Origin of the sequence: Nonomuraea sp. NPDC049695 (genome assembly GCF_040674955.1) — a bacterium.
Taxonomy (GTDB): Bacteria; Actinomycetota; Actinomycetes; order Streptosporangiales; family Streptosporangiaceae; genus Nonomuraea; species Nonomuraea helvata.
In genome coordinates, this window is sequence record NZ_JBFANV010000031.1 from 42,419 (window position 1) to 60,502 (window position 18,084).

The 18,084-nt window shown below is 71.5% G+C and carries 18 protein-coding genes and 1 pseudogene; 10 read left to right on the forward strand and 9 right to left on the reverse strand.

The genetic code is table 11. The features are described 5' to 3' along the window. Positions 1-107 precede the first annotated feature (107 nt). Positions 108-362 carry a hypothetical protein gene (locus AB0J64_RS25900; protein ID WP_364031656.1) on the forward strand — a complete coding sequence of 85 codons (255 nt, stop codon included), beginning with the start codon at positions 108-110 and terminating at the stop codon, positions 360-362. Here AB0J64_RS25900 and AB0J64_RS25905 read toward each other — a convergent pair. From AB0J64_RS25905 to AB0J64_RS25915, 3 genes are all read right to left on the reverse strand, one after another. Further along, positions 339-3,734 (reverse strand): BTAD domain-containing putative transcriptional regulator, encoded by a 3,396-nt coding sequence (locus tag AB0J64_RS25905; protein ID WP_364031659.1) that lies wholly within the window; start codon positions 3,732-3,734, stop codon positions 339-341. The genes AB0J64_RS25900 and AB0J64_RS25905 overlap by 24 nt on opposite strands. Before the next feature lie 66 nt (positions 3,735-3,800). Continuing rightward, positions 3,801-4,859 (reverse strand): lysylphosphatidylglycerol synthase transmembrane domain-containing protein, encoded by a 1,059-nt coding sequence (locus AB0J64_RS25910; RefSeq protein ID WP_364031662.1) that lies wholly within the window; start codon positions 4,857-4,859, stop codon positions 3,801-3,803. A 48-nt stretch (positions 4,860-4,907) separates the two neighbouring features. Then, positions 4,908-5,726: a PIG-L family deacetylase gene (locus tag AB0J64_RS25915; RefSeq protein ID WP_364031665.1), complete on the reverse strand. Its 819-nt coding sequence runs from the start codon at positions 5,724-5,726 to the stop codon at positions 4,908-4,910. 38 nt (positions 5,727-5,764) lie between these two features. Between AB0J64_RS25915 and AB0J64_RS25920 the strand changes: the two genes are divergently transcribed. Further along, positions 5,765-6,862, forward strand: coding sequence for a glycosyltransferase (locus AB0J64_RS25920; protein WP_364031668.1), 1,098 nt, complete (start codon positions 5,765-5,767; stop codon positions 6,860-6,862). On the opposite strand, the gene AB0J64_RS25925 is transcribed toward AB0J64_RS25920, so the two are convergent. After that, positions 6,838-8,301 (reverse strand): DUF2079 domain-containing protein, encoded by a 1,464-nt coding sequence (locus AB0J64_RS25925; RefSeq protein ID WP_364031671.1) that lies wholly within the window; start codon positions 8,299-8,301, stop codon positions 6,838-6,840. The genes AB0J64_RS25920 and AB0J64_RS25925 overlap by 25 nt on opposite strands. Before the next feature lie 93 nt (positions 8,302-8,394). Next, entirely contained in the window at positions 8,395-8,769 is a 375-nt protein-coding gene (locus tag AB0J64_RS25930; RefSeq protein WP_364031674.1) for a hypothetical protein, read from the reverse strand. 132 nt (positions 8,770-8,901) lie between these two features. On the opposite strand from AB0J64_RS25930, the pseudogene AB0J64_RS25935 reads away from it, so the two are divergent. The 3 genes and pseudogenes from AB0J64_RS25935 to AB0J64_RS25945 all read left to right on the forward strand — a co-directional run. Further along, positions 8,902-8,994: pseudogene (locus AB0J64_RS25935) on the forward strand (NAD(P)-binding protein); the annotation flags it as partial. Between the two features lie 65 nt (positions 8,995-9,059). Further along, the gene (locus AB0J64_RS25940) at positions 9,060-9,209 is read left to right on the forward strand and encodes a hypothetical protein (RefSeq protein ID WP_364031830.1); all 150 of its coding nucleotides are present in this window, start codon (positions 9,060-9,062) and stop codon (positions 9,207-9,209) included. An 85-nt stretch (positions 9,210-9,294) separates the two neighbouring features. Continuing rightward, positions 9,295-10,386, forward strand: coding sequence for an aromatic ring-hydroxylating dioxygenase subunit alpha (locus tag AB0J64_RS25945; RefSeq protein ID WP_364031818.1), 1,092 nt, complete (start codon positions 9,295-9,297; stop codon positions 10,384-10,386). On the opposite strand, the gene AB0J64_RS25950 is transcribed toward AB0J64_RS25945, so the two are convergent. Further along, entirely contained in the window at positions 10,356-10,910 is a 555-nt protein-coding gene (locus AB0J64_RS25950) for a DUF1707 domain-containing protein (RefSeq protein ID WP_364031677.1), read from the reverse strand. The genes AB0J64_RS25945 and AB0J64_RS25950 overlap by 31 nt on opposite strands. A 185-nt stretch (positions 10,911-11,095) precedes the next feature. Between AB0J64_RS25950 and AB0J64_RS25955 the strand changes: the two genes are divergently transcribed. Beyond that, the gene (locus AB0J64_RS25955) at positions 11,096-12,019 is read left to right on the forward strand and encodes a sensor histidine kinase (RefSeq protein ID WP_364031680.1); all 924 of its coding nucleotides are present in this window, start codon (positions 11,096-11,098) and stop codon (positions 12,017-12,019) included. Positions 12,020-12,057: 38 nt separating this feature from the next. Here the strand turns inward: AB0J64_RS25955 and AB0J64_RS25960 are convergent, their stop codons facing one another. Both AB0J64_RS25960 and AB0J64_RS25965 read right to left on the reverse strand, forming a co-directional pair. Beyond that, complete coding sequence (locus AB0J64_RS25960) at positions 12,058-13,032, reverse strand: aldo/keto reductase (protein WP_364031683.1); 975 nt, start codon at positions 13,030-13,032, stop codon at positions 12,058-12,060. After that, a complete protein-coding gene (locus AB0J64_RS25965; protein ID WP_364031686.1) occupies positions 13,029-13,379 on the reverse strand; it encodes a MerR family transcriptional regulator in 351 nt (116 codons plus the stop codon). The genes AB0J64_RS25960 and AB0J64_RS25965 overlap by 4 nt, the downstream gene beginning before the upstream one ends. 215 nt (positions 13,380-13,594) lie before the next feature. Here AB0J64_RS25965 and AB0J64_RS25970 point away from each other — a divergent pair, with 215 nt between their 5' ends. After that, positions 13,595-14,224 (forward strand): DUF998 domain-containing protein, encoded by a 630-nt coding sequence (locus AB0J64_RS25970; RefSeq protein WP_364031689.1) that lies wholly within the window; start codon positions 13,595-13,597, stop codon positions 14,222-14,224. On the opposite strand, the gene AB0J64_RS25975 is transcribed toward AB0J64_RS25970, so the two are convergent. Further along, complete coding sequence (locus AB0J64_RS25975) at positions 14,185-14,550, reverse strand: hypothetical protein (protein ID WP_364031692.1); 366 nt, start codon at positions 14,548-14,550, stop codon at positions 14,185-14,187. The genes AB0J64_RS25970 and AB0J64_RS25975 overlap by 40 nt on opposite strands. Positions 14,551-14,634: 84 nt before the next feature. On the opposite strand from AB0J64_RS25975, the gene AB0J64_RS25980 reads away from it, so the two are divergent. The 3 genes from AB0J64_RS25980 (at position 14,635) to AB0J64_RS25990 (ending at position 18,076) form a co-directional block, all read left to right on the forward strand. Next, entirely contained in the window at positions 14,635-15,093 is a 459-nt protein-coding gene (locus tag AB0J64_RS25980; RefSeq protein WP_364031695.1) for a universal stress protein, read from the forward strand. A gap of 96 nt (positions 15,094-15,189) precedes the next feature. After that, positions 15,190-16,500 (forward strand): APC family permease, encoded by a 1,311-nt coding sequence (locus AB0J64_RS25985; protein ID WP_364031698.1) that lies wholly within the window; start codon positions 15,190-15,192, stop codon positions 16,498-16,500. A 163-nt stretch (positions 16,501-16,663) separates the two neighbouring features. After that, positions 16,664-18,076, forward strand: a complete 1,413-nt coding sequence (locus AB0J64_RS25990) for a methionine--tRNA ligase (RefSeq protein WP_364031701.1) — start codon at positions 16,664-16,666, stop codon at positions 18,074-18,076. Positions 18,077-18,084: the final 8 nt, after the last annotated feature.

The window sequence follows — 18,084 nt, forward strand, 5'->3', positions numbered from 1 at the left end:
AAGCTGAAAGTTTCCGCCACACCAGCTTGCAAGCCACGGCAACCAGGCGACAAGCAGGACTCAACCACCCAGCCTCACTCTAGGGGGGAGGCAGAAGGGGGTTGGCCATGCCGGGGAGAAGCGCAGCGGTCCTGGCCTGCGGCGTCACGAACGCGGCCAAGCTCCTCGTGGCGTCCCTGGCCTTCACCGGCGCGTACGCCGGCGTCTTCGCCCATGACAGCGCCGGCACCGCGCCCGCACCTGTGACGACTGTCACCCTGTCGGCCCGCGAGGTGCCCGTCACCGAGCCACTGCCGGAGCGGCCCGTGGCGGTCAGCCGGTCGAAGGCGCCGGGGCCGTCAAGAGCGCCCGTTGCCAGGTGAGCTGCTGACCGACCGCTGCGCCGCCTCCACCCAGCGCGGCACACCGACCCGCTGGGCCACCTCCAGCGCCTTGGTGTAGTGGGCGCGCGCGGCGTCGGGCTGCCCCAGGCGGATGGCGAGGTCGCCGAGCGTCAGCGCCACCGGCCACAGCGCCACCACGCCGGTGCCCGCGCCCGCCACCCGGTCGGCGAACGGCTTGAGCTTGTCGTAGCAGTCGACCATCCGCTCCCGGTCGTCGAGCAGCATGCCGGCCAGGGCCCGCCAGGTCATCGCCAGCTCGTACAGGAAGTCGGGACGCACCGGCGGACGGGTGGCGGCCACGGCCTTGGCGTCCTTCAGGTGCCCGGCCGAGGCCAGGGCCAGCGCGTACGCGTCGAGCGTCCACTTGGCGCCCTGCTGGTGTTTCTCGCCGAGCAGGTCGACCATCTCGGCCGCCCGGCCGTCAACCAGGTGCAGGCAGAACGCCGTGATCAACGGGAGGTCCTGGCGGCCTTCCAGCATGCCCGCCCGCGCGGTCATCCTGGCCGCCTCGCGGTAGGCCCGCTCGGCGCCCGCGTAGTCGCCGGCGATCATCAGCCGCTGCCCCGAGTACCAGACCACGACCGCGGCGGGCGCCGACAGGTCGTACTGCTTGGCCAGGGCGTCGGCGGCGGCCGCGTGCCTGTCGGCGACCGCGAACTCGCCCCTGGCCGCCGCGCACTCCAGCAGCACCAGGTGGGCCAGCGCCTGCGTGGCCATCTGCCCCGAGCGCTGCGCGACCTCCAGCAGCTCCCTGCCGATGCTCTCGCGGCTGTCCACCGCCGGGATGTCATAGGACTGCCGCAGCCGCCCGCTCAGCGCCGCCGCGATCAGCGTCGGGTCGCCGCTCTGCCTGGCCAGCTCCAGCGCCTCCAGGGACGCCTGGCGCCCGCGCTCCGGCGAGGAGGAGCCCTCCAGTTCCAGCGCCAGCGTGGTCAGCAGGCTGGCCCGCAGCCGCTGCTCGCCCTCGGGCAGCTCCATGAGCGCCTTCTCGGTGACGTCCACGATCTCCCAGGCGGTGCGGGTGAAGTCGCGCGCCATCCCCTTGTGCGGCACGGCCAGCGAGGCCGCCACCTTCGCGGTGATCTCCAGGTCGCCCAGCGGGAGCGCGGCGTCCATGGCCTGGCGCCGCAGCAGCCGGGCCGCCGTCATGTCGCCGCACAGGGCCAGCGCCCTGATCTGGCGGAGCATGAGCCGCAGGCGCTCCTTCGTGCGCTCCGGCGTCTGCGCGCCGCTCTGCTCGTCGTTGCGCGAGCGGTCGAACGCCGCGATGGCCTGCTCCCACAGGGTGGCCGCCTCGCGGTGGGCGAAGCGCCGCTCGGCCTGCTCGGCCGCGAGCCCCGCGTAGTGGACCGCCTTGCCGGCCGCGTCGGCCAGGTAGTAGTGGTGGGCCAGCGCCGCCACGTCGGACGGCCGGTGGTGCTCGATGACCGCCGCCACGGCCGCGTGCAGCCTGGTGCGGCGGAGCCTGGAGGCGTCGGAGTAGATCGTGTCGCGCACCAGGTCGTGGTCGAACCTGAGCTGCCCGGGACCCGGCTCGGTCACCAGCCCGGCCAGCAGCGCCGCCTCGACGGCCTCGATCACGGCGTCGGCGTCGCCGGACACGGCGATCAGCACGTCGAGATCGACGTCGCGCCCGATCACGGCGGCCTGCAGCAGGATCTGCTGCGCCCCGGAGGGCAGCCGCGAGATCCGCCGCCGCAGCACGTCGCGCACGCCGGAGGGCACCTGCGAGAGCACCTCGGCCGCGCTGGCCCGGTCGGCCGCGCCCTCGGAGTCGAGCAGGCGCACGGTCTCGCGGACGAAGAACGGGTTGCCGCCCGTGCGCTCGACGATCGACTCGACCGCGTCCTCGTCGATCTCGCGTACGCACGTCGCCTTGACCAGCTCGGCCACGGCCTTGGGGTCGAGCCCCGACAGGCTCACGCGCACCGGGCCCAGCCTGGCCAGCGCGGCCAGCACGTCGGACTGGCGGTCGTCGAGCTCGTTGTCCCGGCACGTCACCACCAGCAGCACCCGGCTGGTGGCCAGCAGGCTGGGCAGCGCGCGCAGCAGGGCGAGCGTCTGGTCGTCGGCCCAGTGGAGGTCCTCGAGCGTCAGCAGCACCGGCGCCCGGCGCGCGACCCCGGCCAGGTAGCCGCCGACCGCGCGGTGCAGCCGGAAGCCGCCGGACGCCTCGTCCTCGTCGGGGTCGGGGGCGGCGTCGTCGAGCAGCGGCGCGAGCAGCTGGGCGTATTCGCCCGCGCCGGACACGGCGGTGAGCGAGCGCAGGATCTCCACCCAGGCCCAGCCCGGCGGGGTGGCGCTGGAGTCGGGGCACGCGCCGGACGCGGCGATCCAGCCGTCGGCGGAGAGCCTGCCCTCGAGCTGGCGCAGCAGCGTGGTCTTGCCCGCGCCCGCGACCCCCGCCACGATCGCGACCTGGAACCTGCCCGTGCGCGAGGCGGTCGTGGTCAGCCTGGCCAGCTCGGCGTCGCGGCCGACGAACGGCTCGGGCTCCAGCGGCGGTGGCTCGACGGCCGCGGCCGGCCTGGGCGGCCAGGTGTCGGTGACCGGCGCCGGCCGCACGGGCCGCGCGGGGACGGCGAGGTCCAGCTCCGGCGACTGGGCGAGGATGTCGGACTCCAGCTTGCGCAGCGCGGGACCCGGGTCGATGCCCAGCTCGTCGGCCAGGATGTTTCTGGCCCTGCGCAGCGCGGCCAGCGCGTCGCCCTGCCGGCCGCACCGGTAGAGGCCGAGCGCCAGCAGCCGCCAGCCCTCCTCGCGCAGCGGGTGCTCGGTGGTCAGCGCCTCCAGGTCGGGCACGGTCTCGGCGTGCAGGCCCAGCCGCAGGCCGGTGTCGGCGTGCCGCTCGCGCGTCACGAGACGCAGCTCCGCCAGGCGGTTGACCTCGGCCTCCGCCCACGACTGGTCGGCGAAGTCGGAGTAGGGGGTGCCGCGCCACAGCCCCAGAGCCTTCTGCAGGCGGCCGCGGGCGGACTGCGGATCGCCCTCCTCGAGACGCTCGCCCGCCGCGCGTACGAGCTGCTCGAAGCTGAGCGCGTCGACCTGGTCGGCGGCCACCCGCAACGCGTAGCCGGACGCGACCGTCACCAGCAGCCGGTTGGGCCCGCCGCGCGGGCGGCCGGGCTCCAGCACCCGCCGCAGGCGCGAGATGTAGACCTGCAGGCCCGACTGCGCGCCCTTTGCCGCGTCGTCGTCCCACAGATCGTAAAGAAGCGTGTCAACGGGCACGACCTGACCTCTGGCCACGAGAAGTCGGGCGAGGACGGCCCGCTGCCGCAACCCGCCGAGGTCGAGTTCGTCGTCTTGTTCGTACGCCTCGACTGGCCCCAGAACTCGGAACGCCACCATGTCAGCCGCCACGCTATGCGGGCCTAGGAATCACGCACAAGGTCTTTGATGGGTTTGGGATTGTCACTACTGGGCCTTCGAGATCGCGGACGGGGGCTCCGCGCCGGCGTTCCGGCCGTTGCGCCTGCGCAGCAGCGCCCATGCGCCCAGTGCCAGGCCGCCGAACGGGATCTCGATAGTGTAAGTCCAGAAGCCGAAAAGCAGTGCGGTGGCGATGGCCGGAGTGGCCGGCACGCCGAACGCGGAGATGAGCAGGGCGGCCACGCCGCTCTCCATGATCCCCGCCCCGCTGGGCGTGATCAGGGCGCTGGTCAGGACCCTGGACAGCGCGAAGACGGCGATCGACTCGGCCGGTCCTGGCCAGGCGCCGGTGGCGTACATGCAGGCCGCCATGATCGCCCACTGGAAGCCGAGGAAGAACACCATGCCGAGCGACAGCCCGAGCCACCGGGTCCTGACGACGCCGGCGGTGTCGGCGCGCAGCTTGTGGAACGCGTCCGAGGCGTGGAACTTCAGCCGGAGCAGCCGGGTGATGCCGTCGAGCACGCGGCCGAGCACGTCGGCGGCGCGCTCCCAGTAGAGGGCGGCGGCCACGATCACGCAGAGCACGAGGATCGAGATGGCCCCCGTCCACCCGGCGTTGGCGACGGTCGCGTTGGGCGCCTTGCCCGCGGCCAGCAGCGCGATGATCCCGACGGCCGGCAGGATGAATCTGAACAACGTGTTCCAGATGCCGCTGACGAGCGTCATCACCACGATCGACCGGCTGGTGAAGCCCCAGCCCTTGGTCATCGCGAACGTCACCGCCACGCCGACCGCCCCGCCGAACGGCAGCAGGTTGCTGACCGCGCTGCCCGCCGCGTTGATGGTGAGGCCCTGCAGGTTGTTGAGGCCGGGCAGGGAGTTGGTCAGCACGAACGTGTACGCCAGCAGGCTCAGCAGCCACAGCGCGCTCATCAGCGCGATCTCGCCGGCCCCGAGCGTGCCGAAGACCGTGCCGATCTGGTGCCAGGAGACGGGCTTGCCGGTGAGCGTGTGCACGATCTGCGGCAGGTAGACCACGAGCAGCACGGCGAGCCCGAGCGACAGCACGGACAAGGCGGTCTGGAGCCACTTGTTCTTCATCGGGTCCAGTCTGACGGGTCGCCGGAGCGACATCGTCCTTCTGGGGGATTATTTGGGCCACCGGTCGAAGGGATGAGTCAGCCGGGCGCCGGGCGGCAGGTCACGGCGTACGTACCACTCGGTGCCGAAGACGAAGCGGTAGATCGGGCCGGGGACCTTCAGCATGACGGCGAGCGTGCGGTCGCTGTCGCCGCCGCTGGCCTGGGAGGCGTGCGCGGCCATGGACGCCCGCTTCTGTTTCGTATATTTCCGGACATTGACCCGGTGGGTGATCGTCTCGTTCGACGAGTACGCGCTCTCGAACGTCCGCACGTCGAACTCCGGCGGGAACTTGTAGAACCGGCCCGCCAGCCGCAGCAGCCTGACCAGCGGATCGCGGTTGACCGTCGCCTCCAGGACGATCTCCGTGCCGGCGATCGTCGCCGCCCGCTTGCCCACCCGGTGCACCTGCACGTGGTCGGGGTGCCCGTAGCCGCCCGCCGGATCGTAGATCGCCAGCAGGTCCGCCTTCTCCTCCTCCAGGATCGCGGCCAGTGCCTTGGCCGCCTCCTCCGTGTCGGCGTCGATGAAGGCGTTGTCGGGCCGCTCCTCGGCGACGCCGCCCTTGGGGCTCAGCCCTGAGTCGCCGTATCCGAGGCACTCCACGCGTGCGCAGCCGAGCATCGCCGCCGACTGATAGAGCTCCTTGAGCCTGGTCTCGCCGAGCGCCTCGCCCGGCGCCATATCGGCCAGGCCGCGTTCGCCCGCGGTGGCCACCACGAGCACCACGCGGTGCCCCTCGGCCGCGAGCATCGCCATGGTGCCCGCCGTCAGCAGGGCCTCGTCGTCGGGATGGGCATGGAAGAACACAGCGGTACGTGGAGGCACACGCCCAGATTAGTCTGGGAGGGGTGCGGATCTTTCACGTGAGTGACTGTTACCTGCCGCGACTCGGGGGGATCGAGGTCCAGGTGGCCGATCTCGTGCGGATGCAGCGCGAGGCGGGACACGACGTCTCCGTGGCCACGGCGACCAGGGGCGAGGAGCTGCCGGGCGTCCACAGGATCGTCGCCAGGATGCCGTTCGACCTGCCGGTGCACCCGTTCGGCGTGGGGCATCTCACGCGCCGCATCACCTCCCTGCGCCCGGACGTGGTACACGTCCACACGGGTGCGGTCTCGCCGTTCGCCTGGATGGGCGTGCGGGCCGCCGCGAAGGCCGGGGCGCCGTGCGTGGTGACCGTGCACAGCATGTGGGACCCGGTCACGCGGATGGTCTACCGGCTGCTGCGGCTGGCGTTCGGCTGGCAGCGGTGGGGGCTGGTGGCGACCACGGTCAGCAACGCGGCGGCGGCCCCGATCCGCGCCGTGGCCGGGCCCGAGGTGCCCGTGCGGGTGGTCTCCAACGGCCTCGACCTGTCGGGCTGGGCGCCGCCTCCAGGGACCCGGGACCGCCGCGACGAGGTGCACATCGTCGCGGTGGGCCGGCTGGCGCCGCGCAAGCAGCCCGTACGCCTGCTGAAGCTGCTCCAGGCGGCCAGGGCGCGCGTGCCCGCACGGATCCCCATGCGCGCCACGATCGTCGGCGACGGCCCGGCCCGCGGCCAGATGGAACGCTTTCTCGCCAGGCACGGCATGGCCGAGTGGGTCTCCCTGCCCGGCCGCTACACCCGGGAGCAGATCGCGAAGGTGCTGGAGTCCGCGGACGTGTTCGTGGCGCCCGCGCCGCGCGAGTCGTTCGGCATCGCGGCGCTCGAGGCGCGGGCCGCGGGTCTGCCCGTGGTGGCCAGGGCGCAGAGCGGCGTCGCCGACTTCGTCGGGAACGGCACGGAGGGGCTGCTCGGCCGTACGCTCGGCGACCTGGCCCGCGCGGTGGCGCGCCTGTGCACGGACTCCGGGCTGCGCGAGTCGATCGCCGCGCACAACCGCGCGACGGTCCCGGCCGCGGGCTCGTGGCCCACGGTGCTGGCGGGGTTCGAGCGGGCCTACGAGGAGGCGGTTCAGTCGCGTCGCAGCACCACGTAGCCGTCGCGCTCGAAGACCTTCGTGTACCCGTTGGCCTGCAGGCCGCCGACCACGGCGAGCTGCTCGTCCGGGGAGCCGAAGGGGAACTCCCAGCGTGCGGTGTCGGCCACGACCCACGGAGCGCCGTGCGACTTGGCCGTCCACAGCAGGACCGTGGTCCTGGAGCTCAGGGCGGGGCCGAGGGAGTTGACCGCCTCGACGGTGACCCCGGAGGGCACCTTGCTCGCGGCCTCCGCGGCGGCGGCCGCCTTGGGCTCCTGGTAGAAGGCCGGATGGTAGAGCTGGTCCAGCGCGAACTTGGGCACCAGGGTGAGCGCGACCGCGCAGGCCGCCGCCGCCCAGGCCAGCTTGAGCGAGCGGTCGTCGGAGCGCTTGAGCCAGCGCAGCAGCCTGGCCAGCCCGTCCACGCCCGCGCAGAACAGGATGATCACGGTGAACGCGCTGTACTGGAAGTCGGCCTGCCACCACTGGTCGCGGTCGGACAGCATGCGTTCGAGCACGTGGGGCAGCGCCGCCAAGGACAGCGGCGAGAGCAGGCAGAGCATCAACGTCGGCCAGGCCAGCAGGAGCAGCGTGTCGACCTTGGCCTCCGCGCTGAACGGGAGCAGGAGCGCGGAGACGGGATCGCGGACGATCCCCATGATCGCGTCAGGCAGGTCCTTCCCGAGGTGCCCGTAGCCCCAGTAGTCCGTGGCGTCGCCCCCGAACACCGAGGTCACCAGGGCGCGGGCGACCAGCACGGCGCCGAGGCCGTACAGCACGCAGAGCGCGCCGCGCCACCGGTCGCCCATGACGACCAGGCACAGGCCCACGCCGGCGACCATGAGCCCCATGTCCTCCTTGACCAGGAGGAGCCCGAGCATCGCCAGGAACGCCGGCAGCGTCCGGCCGGCGTGGTAGCGCTCGATCATGATCGCGGTGAGCAGCGGGACGAACATCACCTCGTGCGCGTCGAACGCGACCGCCTGCGCCACGGGCCACGACAGCGCGTACGCCACGGAGACCAGGTAGGCGGGCGCGACGCCCAGCACGCGCCTGGTGTAGCGCCACAGGAAGGGGATCGCGGCGGCGAACAGCGCCGCCTGCGCCACGATCAGCGTCTCCGGCCCGTCGTGGATCCAGTAGAACGGCGACAGGAGCGCGTAGATGGGCGAGAAGTGGTCGGCGAGCTGGAGGTAGTCCATGCCGCGGTCGGAGAACACGCCGCGCACCGGGATGTACGGCGGGCGGAAGTGCGCGTAGTTGCGCACCGCCTGGTCCACGATCACCAGGTCGAACGTGGTGGCCCGGAACGTGGCCAGCTTGACCAGCCCGAGCACGGCGTAGGCCACCGCGGAGGCGAGCGCGATAGCGCCCACACGCACGCGGTGGCCGGAGAGCCGGGCCTTCCAGAAGGCGGCGGACGCCCCCGTTCGCGCCGCCAGAGTCTCAGCCGTCACGGGCAGCAAGACTAGAACGAATCCGCCCCGACGCGGCGCGGCCGCCGCACCGTCCTGCCCCCCACAGGCGGGACGGCGGCCGCGGGCCTGACGTCAGGAGCAGGCAGACGTGATCTTGCTCTGGAAACCGCCGATCTTGCCGGTGAACTCCGACACGCTGCTCAGGTCGCCCTTCTCCATGGTCTCGAACCCGGCGGCCAAGTCGTTCAGCGCGGCGGCGACGTCGCCGTCGTACTTGCCGGCGAGCTCCTTGGTCTTGTCCGCCGCGGTCTTCGAGGCCGCGCCGAGGGCCTTCGTGTCCGTGGCGTTGCTCGTGATCGCGCTGCTCCACTCGGTGGCGATCTTGCTGGCCTCACTGGCGGCCGTGTTGCAGTCAACGGCCTGACCGATGGCACCGCAGGCGGTGGTGAGGACGGCAAGGGTCAGCGTCGCGGCCGCGACGGCCAGGCGACGACGAGGGGGTGTCATTTCATGCCCTTCGTAGGTTTAACGAACGAAGGGAACATTATGGAGCAGTCCTTGACCATCACTTGCACCCCGCTAACACCATAGGTATCAAGCCGGTGTAAAGCCGCGCGGATGGTGAAGTCGATGTCTCATATGAGAGTCATCGTCATCGGGGCGGGCGTCGCGGGGCTCGCCCTGGCGCGCGGCCTGCTCAAGGCGGGTCACGAGGCCGAGGTGTACGAGGAGGCGCCGGAGCCGCGTACGGCCGGCGGCTCGGTGACCTGCGTGCCTATGAGCGGGGGCGGTCCAGGGTGGTCCGCAGACCCGCCCGGCTGGCCGCCGCCGAGCCCACCAACACCGCGCAGCGCCCGGCCGCGGGGCTGCTCCCCGACAGGCTGGTGACCAGGCTGGACACGGTGCTGTTGCGCAGGTACAGCACCTACCTCTTGACAGTGTCCTAGGGCCGACTGACGATGTCCGCAGAAAGTCGCATATAGAGCAACTCGGTGCGTCATGCGCAACAGAGGGGGCCGGTTGTCCAGCTTGATGCCCACGCTTCCCGGCCGCTCGTACACCGACCCCGAGGTGTTCGCCGAGGAGCAGGCCAAGATCTTCGAGGCCCTCTGGTTCTGCGCGGTAAGGGGCGAGGACCTGCCGAAGCCGGGCGCGTTCAGGACGGTCCAGGTCGGCAGGGAGAGCGTGATCGTGGTACGCGGCCGCGACGATCGGCTGCGGGCCTTCCTCAACGTCTGCAGGCACCGCGGCGCACGCCTCTGCCTCGAGCCGGAGGGCGAGGTCAGGAGGACGATCAGGTGCGCGTACCACGCCTGGTCCTACGACCTCGACGGCCGCCTGGCCGCCGCCCCGAACCTGGCGAAGATGCCCGACGTCGACCGCGTCGAGTACGGCCTGGTGCCCGTGCACCTGCGGGAATGGCTGGGGTACGCGTGGGTGTGCCTGGCCGCGGAGCCGCCCTCGTTCGAGGAGACGGTGACGTACGCGGCGATCGAACGGCTCGGCGACCCCGCCGCCATCGAGCGCTATCACGTCGACAAGCTCGCGCTCGGCCGCAGGATCGTCTACGACGTCAAGGCCAACTGGAAGCTCGTCGTCGAGAACTTCATGGAGTGCTACCACTGCGCCACCATCCACCCCGAGCTGGTCGCCGTGCTGCCGGAGTTCGCGGGCGGCTACGCGGCGCAGTACTACGTGGGCCACGGCGCGGAGTTCGCCGAGCGGGTCGAGGGGTTCACCGTGGACGGCGGCCCGGGGTTCGGCAAGCTGCCCGACGTGTCGCAGGACCAGGACCGGCGCTACTACGCGATCACCGTCAAGCCGCAGGTGTTCGTCAACCTCGTGCCCGACCACGTGATCCTGCACCGGATGGTCCCGCTGGCGGCGGACAGGACCGTGGTCGAATGCGACTGGCTCTACCACCCGGACGTGGTGGCCTCCGGCGCCGACCTGTCGCCGTCGGTCGAGCTGTTCCACCGGGTCAACGAGCAGGACTTCGACGCCTGCGAGCGGACCCAGCCCGGCATGTCGTCACGCGCGTACCGCGACGGAGGGGTGCTCGTGCCCAGCGAGCACCACATCTCGCTCTTCCATCAGTGGGTGAACCAGCGCCTGCGCGGATAGCGCACCGTCAGCCCGCCGTACTTCGTCCTGCCGCTGATAACGATGTAGAGGGCGCCGGGGCGCTGCCTGCCCGGCACGTCGGAGGTCGAGACGTGGCCGTAGTCGCTCCGGAACGCGTCGACGTTCGCCACCCCGCCCTCCGGGAGCGTGATCTTGGCGGAGCCGTACGCGAGGTCGAGCTCGATCTCCACGACCGGGTGCGTGATCACGGCCTCGGACAGGTCCAGCTCGACGCCGCCGTACTTGGAGGTCGCCCGCAGCCGCCTGGGGACGGCCCAGTCGCCGGAGCGCTTGATGTGGCCGTTCTTCGACTCCAGCTCGACCACGTCGTCGACCTGCGGCTGATCGACGGGGAGATCGTCGATCAGGCCCAGCAGGTCGCCGTAGGTCTTCGCGGTCAGGGCGATCTCAAGGCGGTCCTCGAGCTCCAGCTGGGTGAGGCGGCCCTCGGTGAAGGCGTGCTGCAGCTGCTGCGCGGCGCGCTCGCGGTCATCGTCGGAAACTCGCATCTGCAATTCCGGCATGTCCTCGAGCATAGGGTTTTCATCGCTCAGAACGGGAGGATCCGGCCGGACGGAGTGCGTAGATCGAGGGGGAGCGGCCTGGGTGCGGGGCGGGGGCGGCGGATAAGCGGCATTCTGCTCTTCACACATACTAGGTACCCAACAGATTGCCTTGAAGTCATCAACGTTGGGTAGCGTGAAGCCTGATGTTCGCGGAACCGTTCGTACATCCGGCGCTCCTCTACCGGGGCGACCGGGAATACGTGGCTGCCACCACCGCGTTCGTCCGCGCCGGGCTGGCCCTCGGCGAGCCCGTCGCGGTCGCGGTGCCCGCCGCGAATCTCGCGTTGATCGAGTCCGAGCTGGGTGATGACGCCAAGTCGGTGCTCCTGCTCAACATGCAGGAGGCCGGGCGCAATCCGGGGCGGATCATCCCCGCCGTGCTCCGCGACTTCGCCGACCAGCACCCGGGCGTACACGTCCGGATCATCGGCGAGCCGATCTGGGCCGGCCGCACCGACACCGAATACGGTGCCGCCGCGCAGCACGAGGCGCTGATCAACCTGGCGTTCGCGGGGCGGCGGGTCACGATCCTGTGCCCGTACGACGTCGTGGGGCTGGCGCCCGAGGTCATCCAGGAGGCGGAGCGCACCCATCCCGTGATGTGGGACGTCATGGGAGAGTGGCCCAGCGCCGACTACGCGCCCGAGCTGGTGATCTCGGGGCACAACCGGGCGCTGGAGGAGCCGGCCGAGTTCGTGTCGCTGCGCTTCGACCGCACCAACCTTTCGGAGGCCCGCAGCCTGGCCGCCGGGCAGGCCGCGTTGATGGGGTTCTCCGGCGACCGGCTCGACGACATCCGCCTGACGGTGGCTGAGCTCGGGGCCAACAGCCTCGACCACGGGGGCGGGTCAGGGACCGTCCGGATCTGGGTGGAGGACGGGCGGATGGTGTGCGAGGTCAGCGACTCGGGACACATCACCGACCTGCTGGCGGGGCGCCGGCCGGTCGATCCCCGTCACGCGGGATCGCGGGGGCTGTTGATCGTCAACCTGCTGAGCGACCTCGTACGCGTCCACACCCGCGCGGGGGCGACCACGATCCGCGCGTACTTCGACATCCCGTCGTGACCCTGGCTCTCTGACCGACGTCCCGCGTGCAGCCGGAGTTATGCCTCGATTTCTGACATGTCCGGGTAGCGGGTGCCGGCGACGGCGTCGGCGGGGATGGCGCGGGCCAGGGCGTCGAGCTGGTCGGACGTCAGCGTGATGTCGGCCGCCGCAGCGTTCTCCTCCAGGTACGTCAGCCGCTTCGTCCCCGGGATCGGCACGATGTCGTCCCCCTGGGCCAGCACCCAGGCCAGGGCGAGCTGCGCCGTGGTGATCCCGGCCGCGTCGGCGATCTGCCGTACCTCCGCCACCAGCGCCGAGTTGCGCGCCCCGGCCTCGCCCGCGATGCGCGGCATCCACCGCCGGACATCGTCCTCGGGCAGCTCGTCGACCGGGGGCAGCGTGCCGGACAGGAGGCCGCGGCTGATCGGCGAGTACGCCACCAGCGCCACGCCCAGCTCCCTGGCCGCGGGCAGGATCTCCGCCTCCAGCCCCCTGGTGAACAGCGAGTACTCGCTCTGCAGGGCCGCGATCGGGTGGACGGCGGACGCCTTGCGCAGCGTGTCCGCGCTCACCTCGGACAGCCCGAGGTGGCCTACCTTGCCCTGCTCGACCAGCTCGGCCATCGCGCCGACCGACTCCTCGACGGGCACGTTCCTGTTGCGCCGGTGCATGTAGTAGAGGTCGATGTGGTCCACGCCGAGGCGCTGGAGCGAGGCGTCGCAGGCGGCCCTGATGTACTCGGGGCTGTTCTCGATCGAGCGCGCGCCGCCGCCGCGCTTGACGCCGAACTTGGTGGCCAGCACGACCTCGTCCCGCCGATCCCTGATGGCCCGGCCGACGAGCTCCTCGTTGGCGCCGAGCCCGTACATGTCGGCCGTGTCCAGGAAATCGATGCCCAGGTCGAGGGCGCGATGGATGACGGCGATCGACTCCTTGTCGTCGCCGGGGCCGTAGAACTCGGACATGCCCATGCAGCCGAGGCCCAGCGCCGAGACCTGCGGGCCGCCCTTTCCGAGAATGCGCTTGTTCATGCCATGTCCCCGTAACGGTTGATCTTGTAGTCGAGCACCTTCAGGTCCTCGGTCAGCTCGGCGATCTTCGACCTGACCCGCTCACGGTGCAGCTTGAGCAGTTCGCGCCGCTCGTCGGCGGTGTGCTTGCCCATGCGCCGCAGCTCCGCGTACCGGCACATGTCGGCGATCGACATGCCGGTGGTCCGCAGCTTGGTGAGGAAGTCCAGCCACCGGAGGTCCTCCTCCGCGTAGTCGCGGTGCCCGTTGTGGTCGCGGCCCACGGAGTGGATGAGCCCGATGCGCTCGTAGTAACGCAGCGTGTGAGCGCTCAGTCCGGACCGCTGGGCGGCCTCCTGGATCGTCATGTATCCAGGTTCGCCCTTCGAGTGCACTCCAAGTCAAATCGCGGTCGTGCATCCCGTACGCACCCTGAGGGGGGAGTCCCTACCAAGGGTCGCTTCCGCCCAGGTCAAGTGGCGCTTCTCAGGGTCGCGCAGACCTTGGTATTAAGGGATGGCTCAGGGCCGTTTCGGGCCGATCTCCGATACTCCGCGAGCCCGCATTCCTCGAGCTTTAGGGCATGAAGGAATTGCTTGTCAGTGGATTCGCGGCCATCGGCACCGGAAGCGGCGCCATGCTCACCCTGCACGCCGAATCCGGCCTCGACCCGTTGCACAGCGTCATCAGCGAGTACGCCTTCCAGCCGTCCGGCTGGCTGCTGCCCGCCTCGCTGACCTTGTTCGCGGTGGGCTCCGCGCTGATCGCCGAGGCGCTGCGCCGGGCCGGGATGAGCCGCTGGATCGTCGCGCTGCTGCTGGCGTGGGGGGCGAGCATGTTCCTGATCGGCGCCTTCCCCACCGACCGGCCGGGCGTGCCGCTGTCGTTGTCCGGTGGCATCCACCGGTACGCCGCTTTCGCCGCTTTCCTGGTGATGCCCGCGGCGGGAATGTTGCTGGCCAAGGCGAAGATCAGGTACGCCAGGGCGGTGCGCATCCTCAGCGCCGTGGCCCTGGGCGCCCTGCTGCTGGTCGTGGTTCCGTATGTGGTGCGGATGTTCGGCATCCCGCTGACCAACGACGACATCCCGGCCGGGCTGACCCAGCGGGTGGTGGTCGTCACCGAGGTGGGCGTGCTGGCGCTGGCGGCGCTGTCGATGCTGACGCCGTTGGCTCAGCGCTCCCAGGGCGGTTCTTCACCCATCTTGGCGTAGTAGCCCGCCAGGTGCTCCTTGACGGATTCGATGTCCTTCTTCGGCAGATCGATCCCGCCCCGGGCGCCCTCCATGACCGCCGCCGCCGAGAACACGGCCCGCGGCACCGCCTTCAGGTCCCCGCCCACGACGTCGGCGATCGGCAGCTTGTACGCTCCGAACTCGTCGGCGTTGTCGGCGTCGTACCAGATGAAGGCCTTGCGGTACTTCTCGTTCGGCCCGTCCTCCGCGCCGGCCCACTTGCGCACCCGCTTCTCCGCCTCGTCGGCGTCCCACTCCCGGTCGCGCTCGGCGAGGGGCAGTTTCTGGAATCGCGTCACCGTCATGAAGGGCGGCCTACCCGTGAAACAGGCGTGAAACGGTTCGTGCGGGAAAGAGGTAGGCCCTGACCTCGTAAAGGAGTGGCTGCGATGAGCATCTTGATCGCGTATGACGGCTCGGAGGACGCCAAGGCGGCGATCGCCCTGGCTGGGGAGATCATGCCGGGGGAGCCCGCGGTCGTGCTGACCGTGTGGGAGCGGGTGGCGATGACCACGGCCAGGGCCTCCGCCGGGCTCATGATGGCGGTGGACCAACTGGGCGAGGAGGACAAGGCGGTCGAGGAGGCGATGAGGGAGCTCGCCCACCAGGGCGCGGACCTGGCGCGCCAGGCCGGGCTGGACGCCACCGCGCGGTGCGACATGGACTCCGTCGCCGTCTGGTCGACCATCGTGGACGTGGCGGACGAGATCGACGCCAGGCTCATCGTGACCGGCACCCGGGGGCTGGGCGGGTTGCGCTCGCTGCTGCTCGGCAGCACGTCCGACCGGGTGCTGCACCACGCGCACCGGCCGATGCTGGTGGTGCCCGCGCCGCAGAAGAGCACGTAGCCAGGGCCGCCGACAAACGTTCACCTGGGCGTCGGTGTGGACTGTCGGTGGGATGCGGCAGAGTAGGACTCCTGAAGCAGAGGGGGAGGCGGGGACGTGCCCGAGGAGCTGTCGCGGCGGCTCGGCACCACCGACGCGGTCGTCGTGGGCCTGAGCGCGATGATCGGCGCGGGCGTGTTCGCGGCGTTCGCGCCCGCCGCGGGCGCCGCGGGCCACTGGCTGCTCCTCGCGCTCGCGCTCGCCGCCGTCGTGGCCTACTGCAACGCCACCTCCTCGGCCAGGCTGGCCGCTCTTTACCCGGAGTCGGGCGGCACCTACGTCTACGGCAGGCGGCGGCTCGGCCCGCTGTGGGGCTACCTGGCGGGCTGGGGTTTCACGGTCGGCAAGACCGCCTCGTGCGCGGCGATGGCCCTCACGTTCGGCGCGTACGTCGCCCCTGAGCTGGCGCGGCCCCTGGCCGTCGGCGCCGTGGCCGCGCTGACGGCGCTCAGCGTGTACGGGGTGCGGCGCTCGGCGGGGCTCGCCAAGGTGATCGTGGTGTTCGTGCTGGCCGTGCTCGCCGCGGTGGTGGCCGCGGGCCTGTTCGGCGACGACACGGTCACGTTCGGCTGGTTCGTCTACGCGCCGCTCTCCGAGTACGGTCCTGCGCTCGCCAAGGCGCGGCACGACCTCGGGCTCACCCCGCTCGGCCCGGAGCAGGTCGATGTGTGGGGCGTGCTGCAGGGGGCCGGGCTGCTCTTCTTCGCGTTCGCCGGTTATGCCAGGATCGCCACTCTCGGCGAGGAGGTGCGTGACCCGGCCCGCACCATCCCACGGGCCGTCGGCATCGCGCTGGGCGTCGCGTTCGTCGTCTACACCCTGGTCGCGCTGGCCGCGCTGCGCGCGCTCGGGCCGTTCCTGCTGGCCAGGTCCCCGGCGCCGCTGGCCGAGGTCGTCAGGGAGGCCGGGGCCGCGTGGCTGGTGCCGGTGGTGGGGGTCGGCGCCGCGGCGGCGGCGCTGGGCGCGCTGCTGGCGCTGCTGCTCGGCGTCTCGCGCACCGTGCTGGCCATGGCGCGCGAGCGCGACCTGCCCGGCGTGCTGGCCGCGGTGGATCCGGTGCGCCAGGTGCCGCGGCGGGCCGAGCTGGCGGTCGGGGGCGCGGTGATCGTGCTGCTGCTGGTCGCCGACCTGAGGGAGGCGATCGGGTTCTCGTCGTTCGGTGTGCTGGTCTACTACGGCATCGCCAACGCGTGCGCGCTCACGCTCGGCCCCGGCGAGGGCGCGCCGCCGAAGCTCGTCCCGGTGGTCGGGCTGGCGCTGTGCGCGCTGTTGGCGGCGACACTTCCCCTGACGTCGGTGCTCGCCGGGCTCGCGGTCTTCGCGGTCGGCCTGGCGGTGTGGCTGGTACGCCACCGCGCCGGGCGCTGACGCCGATATGGGTGGCTCCGGCGGGCCGGAGGCCGTTAGCATGAGCGTCATGACCGCCTGCCTGGTGATGATGGCCCCCTAGGGGGTTTCACCGGCGACGTCTTGTTGAGGCCCTGCGACCCGGGGCCTCTCGTCGTGTTCGGGGCCCCTTTGGAGGCAACCGATGTACATCACGACGACCATCCCCTACGTCAACGCCCGTCCCCACGTCGGGCACGCCTTGGAGCTGGTGCAGGCCGACGTGCTGGCCAGACACCATCGGCGGCGGGGCGAGCCGGTGCGGTTCCAGACGGGCACCGACGACAACTCGCTGAAGAACGTGCTGGCCGCCGAGGCGGAGGGCGTGCCGGTGCGGGAGCTGGTGGACAGGAACGCGGCCGCGTTCGAGGGGCTGCGGGGGCCGCTGGACCTGTCGTTCGACTCGTTCATCCGGACGAGCGCCCACGCCGGGCACCGCGCCGGGGTCGAGCGGATCTGGGAGGCCACGCGGCACGACCTCTACCAGCGGCATTACGAGGGGCTCTACTGTGTGGGCTGCGAGCAGTTCTACCAGGAAGGCCCCTGTCCCGACGGGCATGAGGCGCCGTTGCAGCACGTGTCCGAGGAGAACTGGTTCTTCCGCCTCTCCCGGTACCAGGACGCCCTGAGCGAGCTCATCCGCTCGGGACGGCTGAGGATCGAGCCCGTCGCGCGCCGGAACGAGGTGCTCGCGTTCGTCGAGGCGGGGCTGGGCGACATCAGCATCTCGCGGTCCGCCGCACGGGCCCGCGGGTGGGGCATCCCGGTGCCCGGCGACCCGAGCCAGGTGGTGTACGTGTGGTGGGACGCGCTGGCCAACTACATCACCGCGCTCGAAGGCGACGACTACGACCGCTGGTGGGTCTCCGAGCCGCGCAAGGTGCACCTGATGGGCAAGGGGGTGATCCGGTTCCACGCGGTCTACTGGCCGGCGATGCTGCTGTCCGCGGGGGAGCCGCTGCCCACGGGGATCTTCGTGCACGACTACCTCACGGTGGACGGCCGGAAGATCAGCAAGTCGGCGGGCAACGCGGCCGACCCCCTCGCGCTCGTCCACGCGTACGGCGTCGATGCCGTGCGGTGGTGGCTGCTGCGCGAGGTGCCGCGCGTGGGCGACGCCGACTTCACCGAGGAACGGCTGGTCGCCAGGGCCGACGAGGACCTGGCCAACGGGCTGGGGAACCTGGTCAACCGGGTCGTCACCATGGTGCACCGCTTCCTGGACGGCCACGTGCCCGCCGACGGGGAGGCGCTCGTCGAGGTGTCGGTGGACGAGGCGCTGGAGGCGTTCGACTTCCGGCGGGCGGCGGTGGCCGTGTGGGCGCTCGTCGAGGAGGCCAACAAGTACGTCGAGCGCACCCAGCCGTGGCGCCAGACGCGGGCCCAGCAGGAGGTCTCGCTGGGGACGCTGGTGCGCGCCTGCCGGGAGCTGGCCGTACAGCTCGAGCCCTTCCTGCCGACCGCGGCGGCGCGCGTGGCCGCGGCGGTGAGCGGTGAGCGGCTGCCCAGCCCGGAGCCGCTGTTCCGGCGGCTCGCCCGCGCCGGGGCAGGTGGTTGACGGGGGCC